Source organism: Micromonospora yongxingensis, assembly GCF_052601155.1.
This window is the reverse complement of the sequence record NZ_JBQXEO010000008.1, coordinates 176002-196417: the sequence shown is the minus strand read 5'-3', so window position 1 is coordinate 196417 and position 20416 is coordinate 176002. Positions and strand designations below refer to the sequence as shown.

Annotated in this window: 21 protein-coding genes; 11 read left to right on the top strand and 10 right to left on the bottom strand. The window is 72.6% G+C overall.

The window, feature by feature from the left end; translation table 11 throughout:
- Nucleotides 1–10 precede the first annotated feature (10 nt).
- Together ACTWLT_RS12945 and ACTWLT_RS12940 are read right to left on the bottom strand one after the other, a co-directional pair.
- The gene (locus tag ACTWLT_RS12945) at nucleotides 11–880 is read right to left on the bottom strand and encodes a manganese catalase (protein ID WP_445318592.1); all 870 of its coding nucleotides are present in this window, start codon (nucleotides 878–880) and stop codon (nucleotides 11–13) included.
- 84 nt (nucleotides 881–964) lie between these two features.
- Nucleotides 965–1561: a sensor histidine kinase gene (locus tag ACTWLT_RS12940; protein ID WP_445318591.1), complete on the bottom strand. Its 597-nt coding sequence runs from the start codon at nucleotides 1559–1561 to the stop codon at nucleotides 965–967.
- 233 nt (nucleotides 1562–1794) lie between these two features.
- On the opposite strand from ACTWLT_RS12940, the gene ACTWLT_RS12935 reads away from it, so the two are divergent.
- Together ACTWLT_RS12935 and ACTWLT_RS12930 are read left to right on the top strand one after the other, a co-directional pair.
- Complete coding sequence (locus tag ACTWLT_RS12935) at nucleotides 1795–2403, top strand: response regulator (protein ID WP_445318590.1); 609 nt, start codon at nucleotides 1795–1797, stop codon at nucleotides 2401–2403.
- Between the two features lie 152 nt (nucleotides 2404–2555).
- On the top strand, nucleotides 2556–2906 hold the full coding sequence (locus tag ACTWLT_RS12930) for a histone-like nucleoid-structuring protein Lsr2 (RefSeq protein ID WP_445318589.1): 351 nt from the start codon (nucleotides 2556–2558) through the stop codon (nucleotides 2904–2906).
- A 172-nt stretch (nucleotides 2907–3078) separates the two neighbouring features.
- Here the strand turns inward: ACTWLT_RS12930 and ACTWLT_RS12925 are convergent, their stop codons facing one another.
- From ACTWLT_RS12925 to ACTWLT_RS12915, 3 genes are all read right to left on the bottom strand, one after another.
- The gene (locus ACTWLT_RS12925; RefSeq protein ID WP_445318588.1) at nucleotides 3079–4392 is read right to left on the bottom strand and encodes a hypothetical protein; all 1314 of its coding nucleotides are present in this window, start codon (nucleotides 4390–4392) and stop codon (nucleotides 3079–3081) included.
- Nucleotides 4393–4683: 291 nt separating this feature from the next.
- Nucleotides 4684–5562, bottom strand: coding sequence for a DUF2726 domain-containing protein (locus ACTWLT_RS12920; RefSeq protein ID WP_445318587.1), 879 nt, complete (start codon nucleotides 5560–5562; stop codon nucleotides 4684–4686).
- Between the two features lie 85 nt (nucleotides 5563–5647).
- On the bottom strand, nucleotides 5648–6511 hold the full coding sequence (locus ACTWLT_RS12915; RefSeq protein ID WP_445318586.1) for a phytanoyl-CoA dioxygenase family protein: 864 nt from the start codon (nucleotides 6509–6511) through the stop codon (nucleotides 5648–5650).
- A gap of 181 nt (nucleotides 6512–6692) precedes the next feature.
- Here ACTWLT_RS12915 and ACTWLT_RS12910 point away from each other — a divergent pair, with 181 nt between their 5' ends.
- The 4 genes from ACTWLT_RS12910 to ACTWLT_RS12895 are packed head-to-tail and all read left to right on the top strand — an operon-like array spanning nucleotide 6693 to nucleotide 9154.
- Complete coding sequence (locus ACTWLT_RS12910) at nucleotides 6693–7286, top strand: Asp23/Gls24 family envelope stress response protein (RefSeq protein WP_445318585.1); 594 nt, start codon at nucleotides 6693–6695, stop codon at nucleotides 7284–7286.
- A gap of 2 nt (nucleotides 7287–7288) precedes the next feature.
- Nucleotides 7289–7813 carry a hypothetical protein gene (locus ACTWLT_RS12905; protein WP_445318584.1) on the top strand — a complete coding sequence of 175 codons (525 nt, stop codon included), beginning with the start codon at nucleotides 7289–7291 and terminating at the stop codon, nucleotides 7811–7813.
- The gene (locus ACTWLT_RS12900; RefSeq protein ID WP_445318583.1) at nucleotides 7810–8370 is read left to right on the top strand and encodes an Asp23/Gls24 family envelope stress response protein; all 561 of its coding nucleotides are present in this window, start codon (nucleotides 7810–7812) and stop codon (nucleotides 8368–8370) included. Before ACTWLT_RS12905 ends, ACTWLT_RS12900 begins: the two co-directional genes overlap by 4 nt.
- 58 nt (nucleotides 8371–8428) lie before the next feature.
- Nucleotides 8429–9154, top strand: coding sequence for a helical backbone metal receptor (locus ACTWLT_RS12895; RefSeq protein ID WP_445318582.1), 726 nt, complete (start codon nucleotides 8429–8431; stop codon nucleotides 9152–9154).
- A gap of 10 nt (nucleotides 9155–9164) precedes the next feature.
- On the opposite strand, the gene ACTWLT_RS12890 is transcribed toward ACTWLT_RS12895, so the two are convergent.
- Both ACTWLT_RS12890 and ACTWLT_RS12885 read right to left on the bottom strand, forming a co-directional pair.
- Complete coding sequence (locus ACTWLT_RS12890; RefSeq protein WP_445318581.1) at nucleotides 9165–10109, bottom strand: TerC family protein; 945 nt, start codon at nucleotides 10107–10109, stop codon at nucleotides 9165–9167.
- 152 nt (nucleotides 10110–10261) lie between these two features.
- On the bottom strand, nucleotides 10262–10456 hold the full coding sequence (locus ACTWLT_RS12885; protein ID WP_445318580.1) for a CBS domain-containing protein: 195 nt from the start codon (nucleotides 10454–10456) through the stop codon (nucleotides 10262–10264).
- A gap of 190 nt (nucleotides 10457–10646) precedes the next feature.
- On the opposite strand from ACTWLT_RS12885, the gene ACTWLT_RS12880 reads away from it, so the two are divergent.
- Together ACTWLT_RS12880 and ACTWLT_RS12875 are read left to right on the top strand one after the other, a co-directional pair.
- Nucleotides 10647–11201, top strand: a complete 555-nt coding sequence (locus ACTWLT_RS12880; protein ID WP_445318579.1) for a hypothetical protein — start codon at nucleotides 10647–10649, stop codon at nucleotides 11199–11201.
- Nucleotides 11202–11423: 222 nt separating this feature from the next.
- The gene (locus tag ACTWLT_RS12875; RefSeq protein ID WP_252415640.1) at nucleotides 11424–11816 is read left to right on the top strand and encodes an FKBP-type peptidyl-prolyl cis-trans isomerase; all 393 of its coding nucleotides are present in this window, start codon (nucleotides 11424–11426) and stop codon (nucleotides 11814–11816) included.
- A gap of 47 nt (nucleotides 11817–11863) precedes the next feature.
- On the opposite strand, the gene ACTWLT_RS12870 is transcribed toward ACTWLT_RS12875, so the two are convergent.
- Nucleotides 11864–12250, bottom strand: a complete 387-nt coding sequence (locus tag ACTWLT_RS12870) for an STAS domain-containing protein (protein ID WP_252415639.1) — start codon at nucleotides 12248–12250, stop codon at nucleotides 11864–11866.
- 260 nt (nucleotides 12251–12510) lie between these two features.
- On the opposite strand from ACTWLT_RS12870, the gene ACTWLT_RS12865 reads away from it, so the two are divergent.
- Entirely contained in the window at nucleotides 12511–13527 is a 1017-nt protein-coding gene (locus ACTWLT_RS12865; RefSeq protein WP_252415638.1) for an SMP-30/gluconolactonase/LRE family protein, read from the top strand.
- An 80-nt stretch (nucleotides 13528–13607) separates the two neighbouring features.
- Here ACTWLT_RS12865 and ACTWLT_RS12860 read toward each other — a convergent pair whose 3' ends face one another.
- Nucleotides 13608–14870: a L,D-transpeptidase gene (locus ACTWLT_RS12860; protein WP_445318578.1), complete on the bottom strand. Its 1263-nt coding sequence runs from the start codon at nucleotides 14868–14870 to the stop codon at nucleotides 13608–13610.
- A 670-nt stretch (nucleotides 14871–15540) separates the two neighbouring features.
- Here ACTWLT_RS12860 and ACTWLT_RS12855 point away from each other — a divergent pair.
- Both ACTWLT_RS12855 and ACTWLT_RS12850 read left to right on the top strand, forming a co-directional pair.
- Nucleotides 15541–16497, top strand: a complete 957-nt coding sequence (locus tag ACTWLT_RS12855; RefSeq protein ID WP_445318577.1) for a sugar phosphate isomerase/epimerase family protein — start codon at nucleotides 15541–15543, stop codon at nucleotides 16495–16497.
- Nucleotides 16498–16520: 23 nt separating this feature from the next.
- Nucleotides 16521–18620, top strand: coding sequence for a PQQ-dependent sugar dehydrogenase (locus tag ACTWLT_RS12850; protein WP_445318576.1), 2100 nt, complete (start codon nucleotides 16521–16523; stop codon nucleotides 18618–18620).
- A 66-nt stretch (nucleotides 18621–18686) separates the two neighbouring features.
- Here ACTWLT_RS12850 and ACTWLT_RS12845 read toward each other — a convergent pair whose 3' ends face one another.
- A complete protein-coding gene (locus tag ACTWLT_RS12845) occupies nucleotides 18687–20360 on the bottom strand; it encodes a right-handed parallel beta-helix repeat-containing protein (protein ID WP_445318575.1) in 1674 nt (557 codons plus the stop codon).
- Between the last annotated feature and the right edge of the window lie 56 nt (nucleotides 20361–20416).

Genomic DNA, 20416 nt, shown 5'->3' with positions numbered 1-20416 from the left:
CGGGACGGCGTCAGGTGACCTTGCTCTTGACCTTGGTCACGACACCACCGGCGACGCCGGGGTTGGTGCCGTACAGGCGCGGATCACCCGGGGCCAGGACCGGTTCGGGGGCGTGGGCGCGCGGGCTGTGGTCGTAGGTGAACTCGCCCTTGCCGTCCGGGCTGGGCCCGGAGGCCCAGCGGCCCTCGGACGCGTCGGTGCCCGGTGAGAAGTCCAGGTAGGTGTAACTCCACTCCTTGGTGAACTCCTTCGAGTCGGGGAAGGCGTCCGGCACCGGCATCTCCTCCAGGCCGTCCTCCTTGAGCTGCTCGATGGCCGCGAGCCACATGTTCTGGTGCATGGTGTCGCGGGCCAGCAGGAAACGCAGCATCTGCTTCACGCCCGGGTCGTCGGTCATGTTGAACAGCCGCGACACCTGGAGCCGCCCCTGCGCCTCCGCGGTGACGTTGAGCTGGAAGTCGGCCATCAGGTTGCCGCTGGCGGTGACGAACGCGCCGCTCCACGGCACTCCGTTGGAGTCGGCCGGCAGCGCGCCGCCACCGCCGTGGATGAAGTGCGCCGGATTCGACCCGGCGTAGATGGCGCCGACCATCGGGTTGTCGTCCGCCGCCTCCTGGAGTGACAGCGGCGCGTTCTCCAGCAGTCGGGTGATCATCGTGGCGATCATCTCGACGTGGCCCATCTCCTCGGTACCGACGTCGAGCAGCAGGTCCTTGTACTTGCCGGGCAGCCGGCAGTTCCACCCCTGGTAGAGGTACTGGTTGGCGACCGTCATCTCGCCCCACTTGCCGCCCAGGATCTCCTGCAGGCGTCGGGCGAACGCAGCGTCCGGGCCGTCCGGTTTGGCCTCGAACTGCAGGTCCTTGACGTGGCTGAACATGTGTCCTCCTCGGTGCCGGGAAGCTGGTAACGAGGGGGTTCCCACGCCGCTGACCCGTCCGGGCCATCTCGTGTCCCGTCGGGGTCAGACCACCGGACGGCAGCTCGGCAGCAGCACCTCGAGCGCCACGCCACGTGGGCGCACCCGGTGCACGCGGACGGCTCCGCCGTCCACCGCGACCAACTGCCGCACGATCCACAGCCCCAGCCCGGACATCCCGCCGCCGGGCGCCGGCCGGCGCACCGCGGTCAGCAGCGCGTCGTCCACCCGCCCCTCGTCGGTGACGAGGATGCTCAGGCCGTCGCCGCGCAGCGCGGCGTAGAGCCCGATCTGCCCCTCCGCCGGGCCGTGCCGCAGCGCGTTCTGCACCAGGTTCACCAGCACCTGCCGGGTACGTCCGGCCGGCACCGGGCAGGAGCCGGCGCGCATGGTGGCTCGGGCCGTCCGACGGTGTGCCGGCACCAGGGCGGCCGCCTCCCGCAGGATCCCGGCCAACGGCACCGTCGGCTCCGGTTGGGTGGCCAGTGCCAGTGCACCGGTGCCGGCGGTCGCGTCACGCAGCAGGTTCTGCAGGTGGGCCGCCTGATCGCGGGCCAGCTCGCTGATCGCGCGGCGGTCGGCGCCGGTCAGCTCCCGGCGCTCGTCGGCCAGGGCCCGGGTCAGCGAGGTCAGGGTGCTCACCGGGGTACGAAACTCGTGGCACAGCACGCGCAGCAGCAGGTCGGAATCGGCGTCCGAGAGCCGTCTGTCACCCGGTCCGGGTTCCGCCCGTCGCAATCCTCGCAACAACCCCTGCAGACCGTGACGTGCGCGCATCCAACCGACTCCCCTCGTTCGGTGCGTAGCCGCATGATCGGTACCCGCTGGGGAACGGCCCAGACATGCCGGGCACCCCCACTATCAGACTCGCCGTCGTGGACGACCACCCCCTCTTCGTTCGCGGCCTGGAACTGCTGCTCCCGTTGAGCACCGACAACCGGGCCGAGGTGGTCGGCTCGACCGGCGACGCCTCCGCCGCAGCCGCCATGGTCAGCCGTTGCATGCCCGACCTCGCCCTGGTCGACCTCCACATGCCCGCGCCGGGCGGCATCCGGGCGGTGGCCGCCATCCGGCGGACGACACCACGGGTACGGGTGGTGGCGATGTCCGGTTCCACGGACCCGGCGCCCGCACTGGACGCTCTGCGGGCCGGCGCCGAGGGGTACCTGCCGAAGACCAGCGAGCCGGAGGAGCTGCTGCCCCCGCTGCTGGCCATCCTCGACGGCTGGGCGGTGCTGCCGGCGGACCTGCTGCGGGCCGTGCTGCGGCCCTCGCGGGCCGCACCGGTCGACCTGGACGACGAGGAACGCCGCCTGCTGCGGGCGATCGCCGCCGGCCGCAACACCGTCGACATCGCCGAGGAACTGCACGTTTCGGAGCGGACGGTGAAACGGATGACCGCCACGCTGCTGCGAAAGCTGCGGGTATCCACCCGGGCGGAGGCCGCCGCCGCCGCCGGCCACGCCGGCCTGCTCGGCGAATGAAGGCCGGTCGGCTCCCGATTCGGCGCCGTTCGCTGTTATACGACGACAGAATCGCGACGCGCCGAAATGAAAAGGGCGCATATTGTTGCGGTTTCCCCGGGTGGTGGGTCAGACTTTGGACACATCCCGCCACACACAGGGAGTAATCGGCAATGGCGAGAAAAGTAATCACGGTGCTGACCGACGACCTCGACGGTGGGAAGGCAGACCGTACGGTCGAGTTCAGCCTCGACGGCGTGGCCTACACGATCGATGTCTCGGACGAGAATGCCGGCGTCCTGCGCAAGGCGTTGGATCCGTACATCAATGCGGGTCGGCGGATCGGGCGGGGCGGCCCGGTGGAGAGCACTCGGGCAGTCCGGCGGCCGGGGCGACCCAGCGGCGCCGGAATGGATCGGGAGCAGAACCGGGCCATCCGGGAATGGGCTGTCAAGAACGGCTACAAGATTTCCGAACGGGGCCGCATCCCGGTCGAGGTGGTCGAGGCGTACAAGAACCGCTGATCGGCGAACGACAGACGGGGTCCCGCCGGAAACGGCGTGGCCCCGTCGGATTGTCCGCAGCCGTCTTTCGGGCCGGGTCACTGCCCGCCGCTACGCGCCGTAGGCGCACGGCGCGGCGGCCGGCCACCCGGGTCGTCCGCCCCGGGCGACCGGCCGCCGCCGGTACTCAGATTCAGTTGACCTCGATACGTACCGCGTCGAACGCCGGTGTCTGGTTGGCGCGTTCCATCATCGGCAACCGGTGCGAACCGTCGCCGGCCCAGACCGCACACTGCGCGGTGCCCGACTCCGGCAGACCCGGGATCTGGATGGTCACCTCGTCCGGCTGGGCACTTCCGCGCCCGTCCTCGGTGGCGACGAAGAACGCGGGCACCTCCTGCGGCTCGGGCGGAGCGGTCAGGCTGTCCAGCATCCGGCAGGCGGTGTGGAAGTGCCCGCGGACCAGACCCTGCTCGTTGAGCAGCGAGCTCTCCACGTAGTAGCCGCCCTGGCCCGCCGCGAGGAAGCGGTCCCGGATCAGGTTGCGGGTGCTGACCCGCAGGGTGAAGGCCTGGTTGCGGCCGACCTGCCCGGGGAACTGGGTGATCAGCAGCGACGGGTTGTTGGCGGCCGCGCCGACCTCACCGAATTCGGTGCTCACGCAGCGGTTGCCGTTCTGGAAGCCGTCGTGCGGCTGGAGCTGGCTCTCGTCGCAGTCGTTGGCCAGCACGCCGAGCCCGGCGCCGGGGGCGTTGCCACCGTTGTTTCCGCCGCCGGTGTTGCCGCCTCCGGTGTTGCCGCCGCCGGTGTTGCCGCCGCCGGTGTTGCCGCCACCGGTGTTACCGCCTCCGGTGCTCCCACCATTGTTGCCACCGGTGTTTCCACCGTTGCTGCCGCCGGTCGGCTGCACCTGGCACTCGGCGAGCTGCGCCAGACCCTGCGGGCGAGGCCCGACCCGGTCGATGGCCGTCGTGATCCGGTCCAGCACCGCACGCCGCTTCGCGGCCAGCGGCTGGAGGATCGAGGTGCGGATGAAGGCTTCACCCTTGCTGCCCTCGGCGGCCAGCCGGCGGTCGGCCTCGGCGATCTGGGACTGCAACTGCGCGAGGTTGCGGTCCACCTCGGCCCGCGCCCGGTCCGGCACCTGCGGCAGCTTCGCCGTCACGTCCGGGCAGGCGACGGCCGAGCCGGTGCCGGCCGTACCGTCCTTGCCGTCCTCACACTCAGTGACCGACTGCTGTCCGTCACCCCAGTGGTTGCGCACCCACCGACCGTTCTGCCAGGTCCGGGTGGTCGAACCGCCGCCGGTCGGCGCGGTGGCGCCCGGGCTCGGTTCCACGCACTGCCCCGCAGCCGGTCGCGGCTTGTTCGTCCGCCGGTCCTGGGCCGACGAGATCTGGGTCACGGCGACGACTCCGCCAAAGACCACGAGCGTGCCGACAACGGCCAGCAGACGCTTGCTCCGCGCGTTGCCGGATGACCGGCGCGCCCGAGTGGACCTGCGCATCGAATTGCTCTCCTTCTCGATCCGGTAGTGGATTCCTGCCCTCGGCGGACCGACGGATGTGAGATGGCACGGCACGGCGGCGACCACCGTGACCTACCCCGTAACGTGTCGATGGCCGACGATGCCCTTTCCGCACCGTCTCCCGCGCCCGGTCGACGCGGATGGGAGATCCTGTTCATTCGCGCAGGAGTACGGGACGGCGCCCGGGAAGGTTCAACCGGCGCACAGAAAATTGCCGCGGCCCCGGGGGGAGCCGGTGGCAAGAAGCGTCAGCAGGTGAAAAGGTGCCGGTCAGTCGGCACAGAGGTGGTCGAACGCGAAGCCACCGGCCAGCTCGTGCCGGCGCTGGCTCAGCGCGACGATCTCGGCGGTCAATTGGGCACGCGGCAGCAGTTCCTGACCGCCGATCTCGGCGGCGCGCAGTCGCTCGCCGACGGCGACCGTGGCGAGATCCTCGGCCAGCCGGGCCGTGTCGATGCCGCAGGAGAACCGGTGTTCGGTCACCGAGACCCGCTCCACCAGGCACGCGTCGGGTCGGACGTGCACCCAGCTCCACCCCTGCGCCGGGCCGTCCGCCCACCGCACGTGCAACCCGCGCACGATCGGGTCGGCCAACTGCCGTCCCACGTACGCCTCGACGGCCGCCGCGCGGGCCAGCGCGCCGAGGTCGTTGACCGGTCCGGTGCGACCGTCCGGCAGCCGGCCGAGGATGTCCCGGAAACCCACCGGTGCGGCCTCGCCCCCGGCACCGCTCGCCCCGGCACCGCCCGCCGCGTAGGCGCGCGCGTCGAGCACGTACTCCACCAGACGTCGGCCGTGCTCGGCCGCCCGCAACGTCGGCGACCCGATCCGCAGCACCGGCAGGCCCACCGCCGCGCTCACCGCGTCCTTGAGCCGTTCGGCGCGCTGCTGCGCCGAGCCGGCCGCTGCGACGGGGCCGATCTCCACGGCGACGATCGGGCGGCCGGTGTCGACGGCGCAGATCACGAAGTCGAAGCCGGCCCGGCTGGCCGTACTCCACTGGCTGCCGGTGACACCCGGCGGACGCCCCTGGACCAGCTCGCTGAGCCGGCGCGCCGGGTAGACGTGGTGGCCGGCGCGGGTGAACAGCGCGCCGTCGGCGGGCACGGCCCGCAGCCAGCCGCGATCGTCGCTGACGGTGCTCGTCATCTGCCTGATCCATCCGCCGGTCGGTCGAGCCGCGCCGAGTCTAGGTGGTCGATCATGGCCCGCGCCTCGGCGGTGCGGCCGGTGTCTACTCGGCGGCGCCCATCACCAGGCCCTCGATGGTGTGCTTCTGCCGGATCGGCTCCAACCGCTCCACCACCGGGCAGGGCAGGTGCTCCCGGACCAGCTCGGGCAGGCACTCCCAGTAGCCGTGGGTGACGGCCATGTCGTGGTGGGCAGCGTTGCCGGCGCCGGGCGCGTCCACGCCGAGCACGAGGACCGGGCGGGCCGACTGGGAGATGTTCGGGGTGCCGCGGTGGATGGTCAGCGCCGACCGGGCCGAGATGTCTCCGCGTTGCGGGTACTTGCGCACCGCCCGCTGCTGGTAGCGGGCGTAGCGCTCCCGGGGCGGGAACATCTCGTGGTCGAATTCGGCGCCGTCGTCCCACTGGGTGCCGGGGGCGATCTCGAACGGCCCCATCTCCTCCACCGTGTCGACGGTGGTCAGGTTGAACGCCAGCGAGGTGAGGCGCCGCTGTCGCCGGGTCTCCTCCGGCATCGGGAAGTCCCGGTGCCAGGGCTGCATCGCCGCCCCGGGGAAGGGGATGTCGAAGCCCAGCTCGACGATCTCGTACTCCGGGCCGAGCACCGCTTGGCAGACCGACACCACCCACGGATGGGTGACCAGCTCGACGAAGCCGCGTAGCTGTTCCGGATGGATCTCCACGTACCAGCGCTGCGGGCCACGACCGACGGCTCCGTCGGGGCGGGAGCGCGCCTCCTCGAAGGCGGCGGCGACGTCCTCGCCCACCTGTTCGACCCAGGCCGGGTCGAAGGCGCCACGGCAGGCCGTGATGCCGTCGCGGTAGAGATCGCCGAGTGCCTCGAGGGGCACCTCGTCACCGTCAGGTGTGGGGTGGGCGGCGGGTGCCGCGGCCGGGGTAGCGCGCATCGGGGGCCTCCTCGGGGGCGGAGCGATCCTTACAACGTTGTAGAAGCGTGCCAAGACACGCACCACCGCGCCAGCGACCGACCTGGCGCTGTGACCCGTATCACAGCTCGGCGGTGTTCCAGAGGTCCCCGCCCGGTGTATCCAGCCGGGTCGCCGGTAGTGGACCGGCCGGGAGGTCAGCATGTCGCGACAGCAGTTCGGGGTCCTTCCCGGAAACGGCCCGGGCGCGAGCGGGCGTCCGGGCGACCCCCCTCGACGTACCGGTCGACCCCGGCTGGCCGGCGACCCGACCATCCTCCGGCGACCGCGCGCCGGCCGAGCGGGACGGCACCATCGCCTCGCCCCGGCGCCGACCACCGCCCGCCCGGCGACACCGACCACCGCCCCGGGTGTCGGCGTCGCCGCCCGACCCGCTCCGAGTGCGCCAACCGCTCCGGACCGGCGGGAACGAGGCCCGGCCGGGGCGGCGGACATCGCGCGCATCGCTGCCGACGCGGCCGCCGCGGTGCCCGGCGTCTCCGGCGCCCACCCGGCCACGGTCCGCCTGGACGACCGGTCCGTGAGCCTCGACCTGCGTCTGATCACCTGGTACGGCCACAGCGTGCCCGCCGTCGCCGACGCGGTCCGGGCGGCGGTCGCCGACCGGGTGGCCGCCGACACCCGGCTCACGGTGCAGACGGTGACCGTCACGGTGGACGACCTGCTCGTCCCCGGCGTCGACGTCACCGACGACGAGGTGACGGACCGGACCAGCGACCGGACGGCCGGAGTCTGACCATGCGGACCGCCAACCGGCTGGCATCGCTGCTGCTGGGCGCCGCCCTGCTCGTCGGCGGCACACTGCTGGCCGTGCAGGCGCTGCTGGTCGCGGTGGGTCGCCCGGCGCCGCTGCTCACCCCTACCGGCTGGTACGAGGCGCTGTCCACCCTTCGCTGGAGCGACCGGGAGGTCCGTACGGCAGCCGGCGGGTCGGTCCTTCTCGGCCTGGTCGTCCTGGCGGCCCAGTTGCGCCGCTGGACACCGGTGCGGCTGCGTGTCGACGAGCGGGACGGCTGGTACCTGCGGCGCCGCTGTGTGGAGCGCCGGCTGGCCGACGCGGCGGGCGCCGTGCCGGGCGTACGCCGGGCCCGGGTGCGGGTCCGCCGGCGCGGCGACCAGTGGCATCCCCGGGTACGCGCCACCGGCGACCCCACCGCCCGCGCCGAGGTCGAGTTCGCGGTGCGCCACGAGCTGGGTCGGCTCGTCGCACACGACGCCGGCCGGATCGAGATCCGGCTGCTGCCCCAGGGGCGGCCCGCATGAGCGACGCCGCGCACCGACTGCTGTGGACCATCGTGGCGCTGCTCCTGGTGCTGGGCGGCGCGGCCGCGCTGGTCGTCAGCTTCGGTCAGGTGCCCGGCGGCGACCCCGACGCGGTGCTGCTGGGCGCAGGGCTGCGGGACGCGTGGCGGCTGGCCGCGCCGTGGAGCACCCTGGCCGCCTCGGTCACCGGAGTGCTGGTGGCCCTCGCCGGGCAGCGCCTGCTGAGCCGGGAGCTGCGCCGGCCCGGCGAGGAGTTGCGGGGCACGCTGAGCCGCCGCGGGCACCACCCCGGCCGGACCCGGCTGTCCACCGAGGTGCTCGCCCACGCGCTGGAACGCGACCTGACCGGCAACCCCGGGGTCCGCCGGGCGCGGGTGGTGCTCACCGGTCCCCCGCCACGCCCGGACGTGTGGATCCGGATGGACCTGACCTCCGACGCCCGGGCCACCGGTGTACGCGAACACGTCCACGCCGCGGTCCGCCGGTTCGCGACGACCGCCGACTGCCAACCGGCGCACCTCGACGTGACCGCCCGGATCGAGCCCGCCCGACCCTGACCCGCGCCACGCCGGCATGATCGGTACCGGGACAGGCGGCGGACGGGGAGGTACGCGGGTGCGGGTGGTGTCGCTGGTGCCGTCGCTGACCGAGGCGGTGGCGCTGACCCTGCCCGGAGTGCTGGTCGGTGCCACCGACTGGTGCAGCCACCCGGCCGGGCTGGACGTCGCCCGGGTCGGCGGCAGCAAGTACCCGGACCTGGACCGGGTCCGGGCGCTGCGGCCCGACCTGGTGCTGCTGAACGTGGAGGAGAACCGTCGCGCCGACGCGGAGGCGCTGCGCGCCGCCGGCGTACCGGTGCGCGTCACCTATCCGCGTACCGTCCCGGGGGCCCTGACCGAGCTGGGCGAGGTGCTGGCCGAGCTGGGTGCGCCGGCGGAGCCGGCCTGGCTGCGGGCGGCCCGGCGGGCGTGGGCGGATCCGCCCCGGCTCGCGCCACCCCGCCGGGCGGTGGTCCCGGTCTGGCGTCGGCCGTGGGTGGTGCTCGGCGGCGACACCTTCGCCGGCGACGTCCTGCGCCGGCTCGGGGTCGTCAACGCGTACGACCAGCAGCCCGAGCGCTATCCCCGCCCGAGCCTGGCCGACCTGCGCGAGCAGAGGCCGGAGCTGGTGGTGCTGCCCGACGAGCCGTACCGGTTCACGGCCGACGACGGGCCGGAGGCGTTTGCGGGCGTACCGTGCGCCCTGCTCTCCGGACGACACCTCACCTGGTACGGCCCGTCGCTGGCCGAGGCGCCCGCCCTGCTGACCGACCAGTTGTCCCGGCCGGTCACGGCCGTCTGAGCGCACCGGCTCAGGTGGCGGCGCGGCCGCGCCGGGCAACCAGGACGCTGGCACCGATCGACACGGTCAGGGTCAGCACCACCACCGCGAGGGTCAGCCAGATCGGCAGCTTGCCCACCGGTGTCTCGGCCAGCATCAGCTTCACGCCCGCGAAGGCGAGCAGCAGGGCCAGCCCGTAACGCAGGTAGCCGAAGTGCCGCAGCAGACCGGCGAGGCAGAAGTAGAGACTGCGCAGCCCGAGCACGGCGAAGGCGGTGGCCGTCCAGACCAGGAAGGTGTTGGTGGTGATGGCGAGGATCGCCGCCACCGAGTCGATGGCGAAGACCACGTCGGTGGCCTCGATGGCGACCAGCGTCACCAGCAGCAGGGTGGCCCGGCGCCGACCGTCGACCCGGGCGGTGAACCGGTCGCCGTGGTACCGGGGCTCGGTGGGTACCACCCGCCGGAACAACCGCACCACCACGTTGCGCTCCGGGTTTACGTCGGGCTCTCCACGTACGGCCAGCCGCCAGCCGGTCCAGACGAGGAAGGCGCCCAGCACGAACGCTGCCCAGGCGAGCCGGTCCAGCAGCTCGGCGCCGGCGAAGATGAACAGGAGCCGGAACACGAGCGCGCCCACCACACCCCAGAACAGCACCTTGTGCTGGAGGCCGGGCGGGACCCCGAAGTAGCCGAAGAGGAGGGCGAAGACGAAGACGTTGTCCACCGAGAGCGCCTTCTCCAGCAGATAGCCGGAGTAGTAGGCGATGGCGGGATCGCCGCCGAGGCCGAACCAGACGACCAGCCCGAACAGCAGGCCCGCGCCGATCCAGACACCGCTCCAGACCAACGCCTCGCGCAGCTCGATGACGTGGTTGTCGCGGTGCAGAAGCACGTCGATGGCGAGCATGACGGCGATGACCGCGCCGACGGCCGCCCAGGCCCACAGCGGCACCGCGACCGTCGCCTCACCCACCCGGCGCCCCCCGCGTCGACCGTCGTGCACCGCCCCGCCACCGCGCCGGCCGGCCGTTCCCGAGCCTAGGCGAGCAGCCGATCCGGCGTTGGTGCTCCGGCGAAGTCGGTGCCCCGGCGTGACGGCCGGCGGCGGCGCTCAGGCGACCGGCATCACCCCGCACGCTCGATCCGGTGCAGCAGATCGGCCTCGGAAACCACAGCCAGCACCCGGCGGAACCCGTCGACCACCGGCACCGCGCTGACGCCGCGGTGCAGCAGCACGGCGACGATCTCCCGGTACGGGGTCTCCGCCACCACGGCGACGACCTCCCGGGTCATCACATCACCCACCTGCCGGGTCCTCATCACCGCCTCCCTCCGGTACGTCCACCTCGGACGCCACGAGCCGATGACGGCGGTGGTCAGGGTCGCCGGACCACGCCGTGGGGGGTCCAAGGTCCCGTGCCGTTGCGGTCCGTCGGCCCTGCCGCCGACATCGCCACCGGCGTCCAATGGAGATGCCACCGGGAAGCGCGGTGCGAGGCACAGAAGGGACGTGGAGACCATGACCGCGACGATCGAGCGGAACACCGGGACCACCGCTCCGGCGGTGGGCACCCCTCGGGAGAGGGCCGTCCGGTACGTCCTGGCCGGCACCCGGCTGGCGCTCGGATGGATCTTCCTCTGGGCGTTCATCGACAAGCTCTTCGGCCTCGGGCGGGCCACCGGGACGAAGGACGCCTGGATCAACGGGGGCAGCCCCACCAAGGGCTTCCTCACCTTCGGTGTGACCGGGCCGTTCAAGGACCTCTACGCCGGGATCGCCGGGGCCGCCTGGGCCGACTGGCTGTTCATGATCGGCCTGGCCGGAATCGGTGTCGCCCTGCTGCTCGGCGTCGGCATGCGCATCGCCGCCGTGGCGGGCGGGCTGCTGCTGGTGCTGATGTGGACCGCCGTCCTGCCTCCGGAGAACAACCCCTTCATGGACGACCACCTGGTCTACGCCGCGGTGCTGGCGGCGCTGGCGCTGGTCGACGCCGGCGACACCTGGGGCCTCGGCCGGGCCTGGGCGCGGCTGCCGATCGTCCGACGGGTGCCCTGGCTGCGGTGACCCACCCTTCGGCGGGCGTCACCACCGGTGACGCCCGCCGAAACGTGCCTGCCCGACCTGCGCCCGGCTGCCGCGCCGAGTGCGGGGTGCCGCCGCAGCCGGGAGCGGGTTCCGCCGGACCGCCCGGGGCCAGGTGGCGGGTCCGCCGCACATCGGTGGGGTGCGATCCGGCAGGATCGACGGTGACCGGACACATCACCCAGGACGGCAGGAGATCCCCGCATGAACCAGGCAGCAGGCGCCCGATCCGGCAAGCCCGAGGTGGGGCCGATCGAGGGTGCGCCGCCGGCCGACCTCGTGACCGAGGACATCACCGTGGGCGAGGGCCCGCAGGCCGAGCCGGGCCAACTGGCCAGCGTGCACTACGTGGGCGTGTCGCACTCCACCGGCGCCGAGTTCGACTCGTCCTGGAACCGGGGCGAGGCGTTCGAGTTCCCGCTCGGCGGCGGCCAGGTCATCGCCGGCTGGGACCAGGGCGTGGTCGGCATGCGTGTCGGCGGCCGGCGCCGCCTCACCATCCCGCCGCACCTCGGGTACGGCGACCGCGGCGCCGCCGGCGTCATCAAGCCCGGCGAGACGCTCGTCTTCGTCGTCGACCTGCTCGGCGTGCGCTGACCGATCCTCGGGGGTCGCCGGTTGACGCCGGCGACCCCACCCGACGGTCAGGCGGCCAGCGCCAGATCGGGGGGCGCGGGTGCCCGGCGTCGCTCTGCCTCGACCACCCGGGCCGGCTCCAGCACCGGCATCACCCGGTGCAGGCCGGTGGCACGCAGGACCCGGGCCACCACCGGGGTGGGATCGACCAGAACCAGCTCCCCGCCCCGCGCCCGGACCCGCAGGTGCGCGGCGAGCAGGGTGCGCACCCCGGCGGCGGAGAGCAGCCGCAACTGCGACAACTCCAGCCGGAGCACCGGGCGGGCCGGCGCGGACCACAGCGCGGACCGGAACGCGGCCACCGTGGCGATGTCGACCTCGCCGGCCACCCGCACCTGGACCACCTGGTCACCCACGCTGACCTGCACGTCCAACCGGTCGCTCTGCTCTCCCATACCGCTGAATCTAGCCCCCACCCCCGACATTTCCGCCCCTCCAGGGAGTGATTCCGGGTACGCCCAGGGTCATCCCCCGAGCCCACCCGGATCCCCCTGAGGGAGGAGGCCGGGGTGCCCGTCGCTCCGGCGCGAGATGCGGCTCACCGGCCACGCCACGCCGCCGGCGGACGCGAGCCCGGGGCCGGGACACCGACGGCCGGCACGCCGCGCACGGCGGCGCTCCGGGCCGGCGGGCATCGGCGGTGGAGAATGGGACGATGCTGATCCCCCGGCCCCGGCCACCCCGGCTCATCCGGCCCGTCCGCGAGCCGGCCACCGTCCCTCCCCCGCTGACCGGCGCGTGGGCCGCCACCGACCGCCGGCTCGACCAGGTCGACCTGCTGCCGCTCCCCGAGGGCGCCGTCGGTCCGGAGGACGTGCTGGTCGACCCGACCGGACGGGTGATCAGCGGCGACGAGGAGGGCCGGCTCTGGTGGTGGCCGGCCGACGCGCCTCCCGGCACCCAGCCACGGTTGCTGGCCGAGACCGGTGGCCGGCCGCTCGGCATCGAGTGGGACCCCTCCGGTGAGGCGCTGGTGGTCTGCGACGCGTACCGCGGGTTGCTGCGGGTCACACCCGACGGCGCCGTCCGCGAGCTCACCGGCACGGCACCGCCGGTGCACCTGGCCAACAACGCCACGGTGGCCCGCGACGGCACCATCTACTTCACCGACAGCTCCGACCGCTTTCCGGTCTCGCACTGGAAGCGGGACCTGCTGGAGCACCGCCCCAACGGCCGGGTGCTGGCGTACCACCCCGGAAGCGGGCGCACCGAGGTGGTGACCGACGGGCTGTACTTCCCCAACGGGATCGCGCTGACCCCGGACGAGTCGGCGCTGATGCTGGTGGAGACCTCCACCCACCGGCTGCTCCGCGTCGAGCTGGGGGGCGCGGTGCGGGTCCTCGCCGACCTGCCCGCCTATCCGGACAACCTCTCCGCGGTGGGCGACGGGACGTACTGGATCGCGCTGCCCAGCCCTCGGGTCCCGATCGCCGAGCGGCTGCTGCCGCACCCCCGCCTGCGTCAGGTCGCCGCGTTGCTGCCCGACGCGATGCAGCCGCAACCAAAGCGCTACGGGCTGGTCGCGCTGGTCGACGACACGGGTGCGGTCCGCCGTACGCTGCACGGCCCGGCCGGGCACTACTGGATGATCACCGGGGTACGCCAGCACGGCGACCACCTCTGGTTGGGCAGCCTCATCGGGCCGGGAGTGGCCCGGGTGTCGCTGGGCTGAGGCCCCGACCCTCGGCACCTGAGACCGGCGGGGCCGGCCCGCCGGGATGGCGAGCCGGCCCCGGAGGCGTCGGCGGTGTCTCAGCGACCGCTGACCGAGGGCGCCGGTGCGGGCGACCCGCCGGCCACCGCGCCCGGGTGTGCCGGGGCGACCGGCGCGGGCCGCAGCGAGGGCGACACCGGCAGGGCGCTGCCGCGGACGAACTCGTCCCAGCTCACGTTCCACGCCGTCCAGCCGTTGCCCGCCTGCAACTGCACCTCGGTGCCCTTGACGGTGACCAGGTCGCCGACCTGGGTCACCCCCATCAACCAGTCCGCCGCGTTGGCGGCGACGTTCGTGCACCCGTGCGAGACGTTGGTGCTGCCCTGGTCGCCCTCCGACCAGGGAGCCGAGTGGATGAACTCGCCGCCCCAGGTGAGTCGCTGGGCGTCGTCGACGTCCACCACGTAGCCGCCGTCGGGTTCGCCCCGGGTGTCGAACGTGGTCCGCTCGTGCTTCTCCATGATCACCATCTTGCCGCTGGAGGTCGGTGTGCTCGGCTTGCCGAGGCTCACCGGGATCCGGCGGACCTGCTTGCCGTCGCGCAGCACCGTCATCTGCTTGGTGTCGTTGTCGATCTCCAGCGCGACCTGCTTCCCGATCGTGGAGGTCGCGGTCCGCTCGGCGTCACCGACCCGGTCCTTGCCGATCGGCAGGCCCTCCAGGCCGGCCCGGACGCTGATCGTGGTCCCCGGCCGCCAGAAATCGGGTGCCCGGTAATAGACCTGACTTCCGTCCTCCAGCCACGACCACGCACCCGGTTGGGGTGGATTCGTCTTTACGAACAACCGGCGTTGAACGTCCGCCCTGGCCTCTTTCGGAATGCCCGGGTCGAACGCCACGGTTACCGGCATGGCCGTGCCGTACGTCCGGTTGCCGACGAAATAGAGCGTGCTGGTGATCTGCGGTTTGGTGGATTTGGCCATGGTGGTGAAGGTGGTGGTGCGGGTCGTCGTGGCGCCCGAGTCACCGGTCGCTGTCACCTCGGCGGTGTAGGTCCGCTTCGGTTGCAGCGGCGTGCTCGGCACCCAGCCCGAGCCATCCTCACGCGGCTCGGCCGCGACCTGCTTGCCCTTGTCGTCCGTGAGCCGGACGGCGGTGACCCGGCCGCCCTTGACCGCAGTGCCCACCTCGGCGCTGATCGGCACCTCCCGTGTCTTGTCCCCCGGTGTCACGGTGAGTTCCGGCGGTGCGGCGTGTGCCTTGCTCGCCGCCGGGTCCCGGTCGGCGGTGCACCCGCCCACAGCCAGCGGTGCGGCCGCGATGGTTACCGCCAACAGCGTCAATCGCCGCCTCAACGTCATGTTCAGTCCCCCCATTTTCGACGTCCCTCTGCCACATTCTCGCCGCCTCGACCGGGGTGCCCATCCCATTCGGAAATAATCAGCGGCGCATTTATCGGCGCATTTTCCGATGCTGTTCCGCTTGACCAGACAAAGGCGCGACCGGCCCGTCCTGCGCACCCCGCACCCACTCCGACCGGCCCCGCCCCGCCCGGCCCGCAACGTCCCGTCCGACCACGCCGGGGCGTTCTTCGCACCTTTCCGCGTGGTTGCGCGGCTTTCGCCCCGGTACAGCCGGGCCGGGATCGCTCGGCCGCGGGACGGGCGTTGGTCCGACCGTGTCGACGCGCCCCCGGCCGGAGGGAGCAGGAGGTCAGGGCGCGTGGCGCAGCACGGGAGCGGACTTTTGTCGGCTGGAGCGAAACTTCTGCCGATCGGGACGAACCTTTGCCTTCGTCCGGAGGCAAAGGTAAGGTCGCGATTCAGATAGAAGGTTGCCCATTCGTCGATCAGCTGCCGTCACCCTGCCGGGTGGCCGCTTTTCCCGCTCCCGACAGGTCCGGGCCGCACCCGCGCGCCGTCCGACATCGTCCCGCCGGATCCCGCATCCGGCCGGTTCGGCGCGCCCGGAGGTGGCAGCCGGTCGACCGCTGCCGACGGCGTCCCCCGCCGTCAGGAAGGGACCACCACCATGGATCATCAGACGAACCCATCGGAACCATTACCGGGGTCCGGGCCGCTCAGCCGGCGCGGGGTTCTCCGCGCCGCGACCGTCTCCGCCGCCGCCCTCGGCACCGCGGGCCTGCTCGCCGGCCCGGCCACCGCCGCGCCAGCAGGGCACTCCCACGGGCGCCGCCGCGTGCCGGTGGACCGGATCAGCATCCAGCTGTACACGCTGCGCGACCAGCTCGCCGCCGACCTGCCCGGCACCCTGGACGCGCTGCGCCGCATCGGCTACCGGCGGGTGGAGCACGCCGGCTTCGTCGGGCGTACCGCCGCGGAGTTCCGGGCCGCGCTGGACGCGGCCGGGCTGCGGGCCACCTCCGGGCACACCGGCATCCCGCAGCCGTTCGACGCCGGCGCCTGGGAACGCGCCCTCGCCGACGCGAACGTCGTGGGCTGCAAGAAGATCGTCCACCCCTACTTCGGTCGGGACGCCGCCGGGCGGCCGATCCGCGACCCGGCCGTCTACCGTGCCCTGGCCCGCGACCTCAACCAGGCCGGCCGGCTCGCCGAGCGCGCCGGGCTGGACTTCGGTTACCACAACCACCAGCTGGAGTTCGTGCCGCTGACCGACGGCTCGACGGGCTTCGACATCCTCACCGGGCAGACCGACCCGCGGCTGGTCCACTTCGAACTCGACCTCTACTGGACCTGGCGGGGCGCCCACGACCCGGTCGACGTGATCCGGGCCAACCGCGGCCGGATCCGCCAGGTGCACGTCAAGGACCTCGACGTCGAGGGCGGCTTCGCCGACCTTGGGGACGGCGTCATCGACTTCGGTCGGATCTTCGCCCACGAGCGGGAAGCGGGCATCGAGGAATACATCGTGGAACGCGACGACGCGGGCACCGAGCCGCGCTCCCCCGCCGACGCCCTGGACACCGCTCGCGTCGGCTTCGACTATCTCGCTTCACTTCGGTACTGAAACCACCCCGGGGGACTCACCTGATGAACAGGACCGCATTAGCGTCCGCCCTGCTGCTGGTGACGGCCGGTCTGGCCGCACCACCGTCGGCAGCGGCCGCAGCGCCGGCCGCGCCGCCGGACAGCAGCTTCCAGAAAGTGACACTGAACGACTTCCCGGGCGAGCCGATGAGCCTCGCCGTCCTGCCCGACCTGCGGGTGCTGCACACCTCCCGCACCGGTGAGGTCCGCATCCACGACCCGCGCACCGGGCTGAACACCCTGGCCGCCGACATTCCCGTCTACGAGCACGACGAGGAAGGGCTCCAGGGGGTCGCCATCGACCCGAACTTCGCCCAGAACAAGTGGGTCTACCTCTACTACTCACCGCCGATGAACACCCCGGTGGACGACCCGGCGACTCCCGGCGTCAACGAGGGGGACGCGCCGGAGACCGGCACCGAGGCGGACTGGCAGCGGTTCAAGGGCGCGCTGCGGCTGTCCCGGTTCAAGCTGGACGGGATGAAGCTGAACCTCGCCAGCGAGCAGCAGATCATCGACGTGCCGACCGACCGGGGCATCTGCTGCCACGTCGGCGGCCAGATCGACTTCGACAGCAAGGGCAACCTGTACCTGTCGACCGGTGACGACACCAACCCGTTCGCCTCCGACGGCTACATCCCGATCGACGAGCGGGCCGACCGCAACCCCGCGTTCGACGCCCAGCGCACCTCCGCCAACACCAACGACCTGCGCGGTAAGCTGCTGCGCATCCGGGTGAAGCCCGGTGGCGGTTACACGGTGCCGGCCGGCAACCTGTTCAAGCCGGGCACCGACAAGACCCGCCCCGAGATCTACGCGATGGGGCTGCGCAACGCGTTCCGGTTCGCCGTCGACCGGCGCACCGACAACGTGTACCTGGGCGACTACTCCCCGGACGCCTCCAACTCCAACCCGGAGCGGGGGCCGGCCGGGCACGGCCGCTGGATGCTGATCGACAAGCCGGCGAACTACGGCTGGCCGTACTGCGTGACGCCGACTCTGGCCTACCGCGACTACGACTTCGCCACGGGTGAGTCCGGCGCGAAGTTCAACTGCAAGCGCCCGGTCAACGACTCGCCCCACAACACCGGCAAGCGGCAACTGCCGCCGGTCGAGCAGCCACAGGTCTGGTACCCGTCGGCGGCCTCCGGCGAGTTCCCGCAGCTGGGCACCGGCGGTATCGGGCCGATGGGCGGCCCGGCGTACGACTACGACGGGACCAGCACCTCGCGGACCCGGTGGCCGGCCTACTACGACGGCGTGCCGCTGTTCTACGAGTGGACCCGGGACTACATCAAGGAGTTCCGCCTCGACGAGGACGGCGACGTACGGGACATCCGGCCGGTGGTCCCGTCGCTGGTGGTGGACAACCCGATGGACATGGAGTTCGGCCCGGACGGCGCGCTCTACGTGCTCGAGTACGGCGACGGCTACTTCGCCGAGAACCCCGACGCCCAGCTGTCCCGGATCGACTTCGTCCGGGGCAACCGGACGCCGATCCCGAAGATCAGCGGCACCCCGACCGTCGGGCAGGCCCCGCTGACCGTCGCGTTCTCCAGCGCCGGCACCACCGACCCGGACGGTGACGCGCTGCGCTACGCGTGGGACTTCAACGCGGACGGCTCGGTGGACAGCACCGATGCCAACCCGACCTGGACGTTCCAGGAGAACGGCTCGTACACCCCGACGCTGAAGGTGACCGACCGCACCGGGCGGTCCGCCTCGGCGACCCTGCCGCTGGTGGTCGGGCCGACCGCGCCGATCATCGAGTTCGTCGCCCCGGTGGCCGGGCAGCCCTTCGAGTTCGGGCAGACGGTCGCATACGAGGTGAAGGTCACCGACGATCTGCCGGTGGACTGCTCCCGGGTGAAGGTCACCTACGTGCTCGGCCACGACGAGCACGGGCACCCGCTCTCCACGGCGACCGGCTGCTCCGGGACGATCCCCACCTTCGTCGACGGCGGGCACGGCGGGGCGGACAACCTCACCGCGGTCTTCGTCGCGGAGTACACCGACGCGCCGACCGAGCCGGGCGTACCGCCGCAGACCGCCACGGCGACGGTGGTCCTGGACCCCGACCCGGTGGCCGGCCTGGCCGGCTGACCAGCTCACGATGACGGCGGCGGCGGTCGGATCACTCCGGCCGCCGCCGCCCGTCGGTGCTCAGCCTCAGTCGGCGTTGTCGTGGTTGTCGCGCCAGCGGCCGCCCACCGGCGGGGTGTCCAGCCGCAGCGCGCTCTCGGCGTTGCCGGCGAGGTCGTTGCCCTCGACGCGGCAGTCCACACAGCTGCCCCGCTCGGTGATCCACAACCCGTGGGTCTGCGTACGGTCCTCGTGGTTGTCCCAGATCCGGTTGCCCCGGATGGTGGCCGTGTCGAACGCCGCGTCGATGGTGATGCCGGCACGGCGTTCGGGGGCCGGCGACAGCTCGTACCGGCAGCCCGGTGGCGGTATGTCGCCGCTCCAGGCGCTCAGCGCGTCGGGACGGACCGGGGCGAGGGTGAGCTCGTCGCCGGTGTTCGACGCGACCACCGCCACCGAGCGCCCGACCCGCAGCACCTTGCCCCGGTGCCCGTCGGGCGGCCAGTCGGCCCCCCGGTCCACGACGGAGCGTTCGCCGTAGCGGACCGTCTCGCCGGCCCCTCCGGCCGCCCGCGCGAACTGCCGGCCGTTGTTGCGGATCCGGTTGTTCAGCAGCATGGCGTCGGACATGTGGTGGTCGATCCGGACGGCGTCCAGTCCGTTGTCCCAGACCTCGTTGCTCTCCAGCGTCACGTCCCGGATCGGGCCCTGGTAACCGCGCCCCAGGTCGTGCCCGTGGTAGCCGTGCCGCCCGTTACCGCTGATCCGGTTGCCCCGGATGGTGTACGGGCCCGGGCTGTTGCCGATGCTGACCCCATCGCGGAGGTTGCCGTCGATGACGCAGTCGGTGAGCAGCCCGCCCCGACCGGCCACCGACGAGGTGCCCTGGGCCGACACGTCGAAGCCGGCCTCCAGGTTGCCGGTCATCGTGCAGGCGGACACGATCAGCCCGTCCGCACCCCAGTCGGAGATACCGAAACGGTTGCCCTGGCTGTGACAGCCGATGATGCGGTAGCCGCGGGGCTGGGGCCAGTAGTCCTTCTGCAGTTCCAGGAAGATCCCGTTGGTGCCGTTGGCCAGGGTGGTGCAGTGGGCGATGGTGAGCCGCTCCACCTCGCCCCAGCCACCGATGCCCACCCCGATGCCGGCGCCGCCCATCTGCTCGCCGTTGTCCAGCCGGCCACAGCCGACGACGACCACGCCGTCGATCAGGCTGTCCTGGAGGAAGTCGCAGCCCAGCCCGGTGGCCGCCGTGTGGTGGATGTAGAGGTTGCGGAAAACGCCGCGCACCACGTACTGGAGGCCGAGGCCCTTGGCCAGATAGCTGTACTCCGCCATCGCCACCCCGGAGCCGTCGATCTCGAAGTCGGCGAAGGTGCAGTCGGCGATGTGCCGGTCCCGGTCGGCGCCGTGCTGCACGGTGGTCCAGAAGGCCAACGGGGTGGGGTCGGCCCGGTTGCCCTCGTTGCTGAGCAGGAACCGCGTCGCCGCCGGCCCGGCACCGACCAGCGAGACCCCGCTGCGCCACACCGTGCCGGCGTCCCGGATCGAGTAGATGCCCGGCGGGCAGTAGATGACGCGGGCACGCCCGTCCGACGCGTAACCGTCGCCGAGCCGGTCCACGAGGGCGGCCAACGCCGGCTGGTCGTTGGTCTGACCGTCGCCGCGCAACCCGTACTCCTGCGCGTCGCAGTAGAGCGGCGCACCGGCCGAGGCGGGCCGCCGCTCCCGGACGGCGCTGGGTAGCACCTGGTACGCCACGAACGTGCTCCCTCCGACGCGACGGTGCGCTCCGCGGGGGCCGACTTCCCGGTGAC

Coding starts and splice junctions, on each gene's coding strand:
- ACTWLT_RS12945 (WP_445318592.1), bottom strand. CDS start 880: ATGTTCAGCCACGTCAAGGACCTGCAGTTCGAGGCCAAACCGGACGGC.
- ACTWLT_RS12930 (WP_445318589.1), top strand. CDS start 2,556: ATGGCGAGAAAAGTAATCACGGTGCTGACCGACGACCTCGACGGTGGG.
- ACTWLT_RS12925 (WP_445318588.1), bottom strand. CDS start 4,392: ATGCGCAGGTCCACTCGGGCGCGCCGGTCATCCGGCAACGCGCGGAGC.
- ACTWLT_RS12920 (WP_445318587.1), bottom strand. CDS start 5,562: ATGACGAGCACCGTCAGCGACGATCGCGGCTGGCTGCGGGCCGTGCCC.
- ACTWLT_RS12915 (WP_445318586.1), bottom strand. CDS start 6,511: ATGCGCGCTACCCCGGCCGCGGCACCCGCCGCCCACCCCACACCTGAC.
- ACTWLT_RS12910 (WP_445318585.1), top strand. CDS start 6,693: ATGTCGCGACAGCAGTTCGGGGTCCTTCCCGGAAACGGCCCGGGCGCG.
- ACTWLT_RS12905 (WP_445318584.1), top strand. CDS start 7,289: ATGCGGACCGCCAACCGGCTGGCATCGCTGCTGCTGGGCGCCGCCCTG.
- ACTWLT_RS12900 (WP_445318583.1), top strand. CDS start 7,810: ATGAGCGACGCCGCGCACCGACTGCTGTGGACCATCGTGGCGCTGCTC.
- ACTWLT_RS12885 (WP_445318580.1), bottom strand. CDS start 10,456: ATGAGGACCCGGCAGGTGGGTGATGTGATGACCCGGGAGGTCGTCGCC.
- ACTWLT_RS12875 (WP_252415640.1), top strand. CDS start 11,424: ATGAACCAGGCAGCAGGCGCCCGATCCGGCAAGCCCGAGGTGGGGCCG.
- ACTWLT_RS12870 (WP_252415639.1), bottom strand. CDS start 12,250: ATGGGAGAGCAGAGCGACCGGTTGGACGTGCAGGTCAGCGTGGGTGAC.
- ACTWLT_RS12865 (WP_252415638.1), top strand. CDS start 12,511: ATGCTGATCCCCCGGCCCCGGCCACCCCGGCTCATCCGGCCCGTCCGC.
- ACTWLT_RS12860 (WP_445318578.1), bottom strand. CDS start 14,870: ATGACGTTGAGGCGGCGATTGACGCTGTTGGCGGTAACCATCGCGGCC.
- ACTWLT_RS12855 (WP_445318577.1), top strand. CDS start 15,541: ATGGATCATCAGACGAACCCATCGGAACCATTACCGGGGTCCGGGCCG.
- ACTWLT_RS12850 (WP_445318576.1), top strand. CDS start 16,521: ATGAACAGGACCGCATTAGCGTCCGCCCTGCTGCTGGTGACGGCCGGT.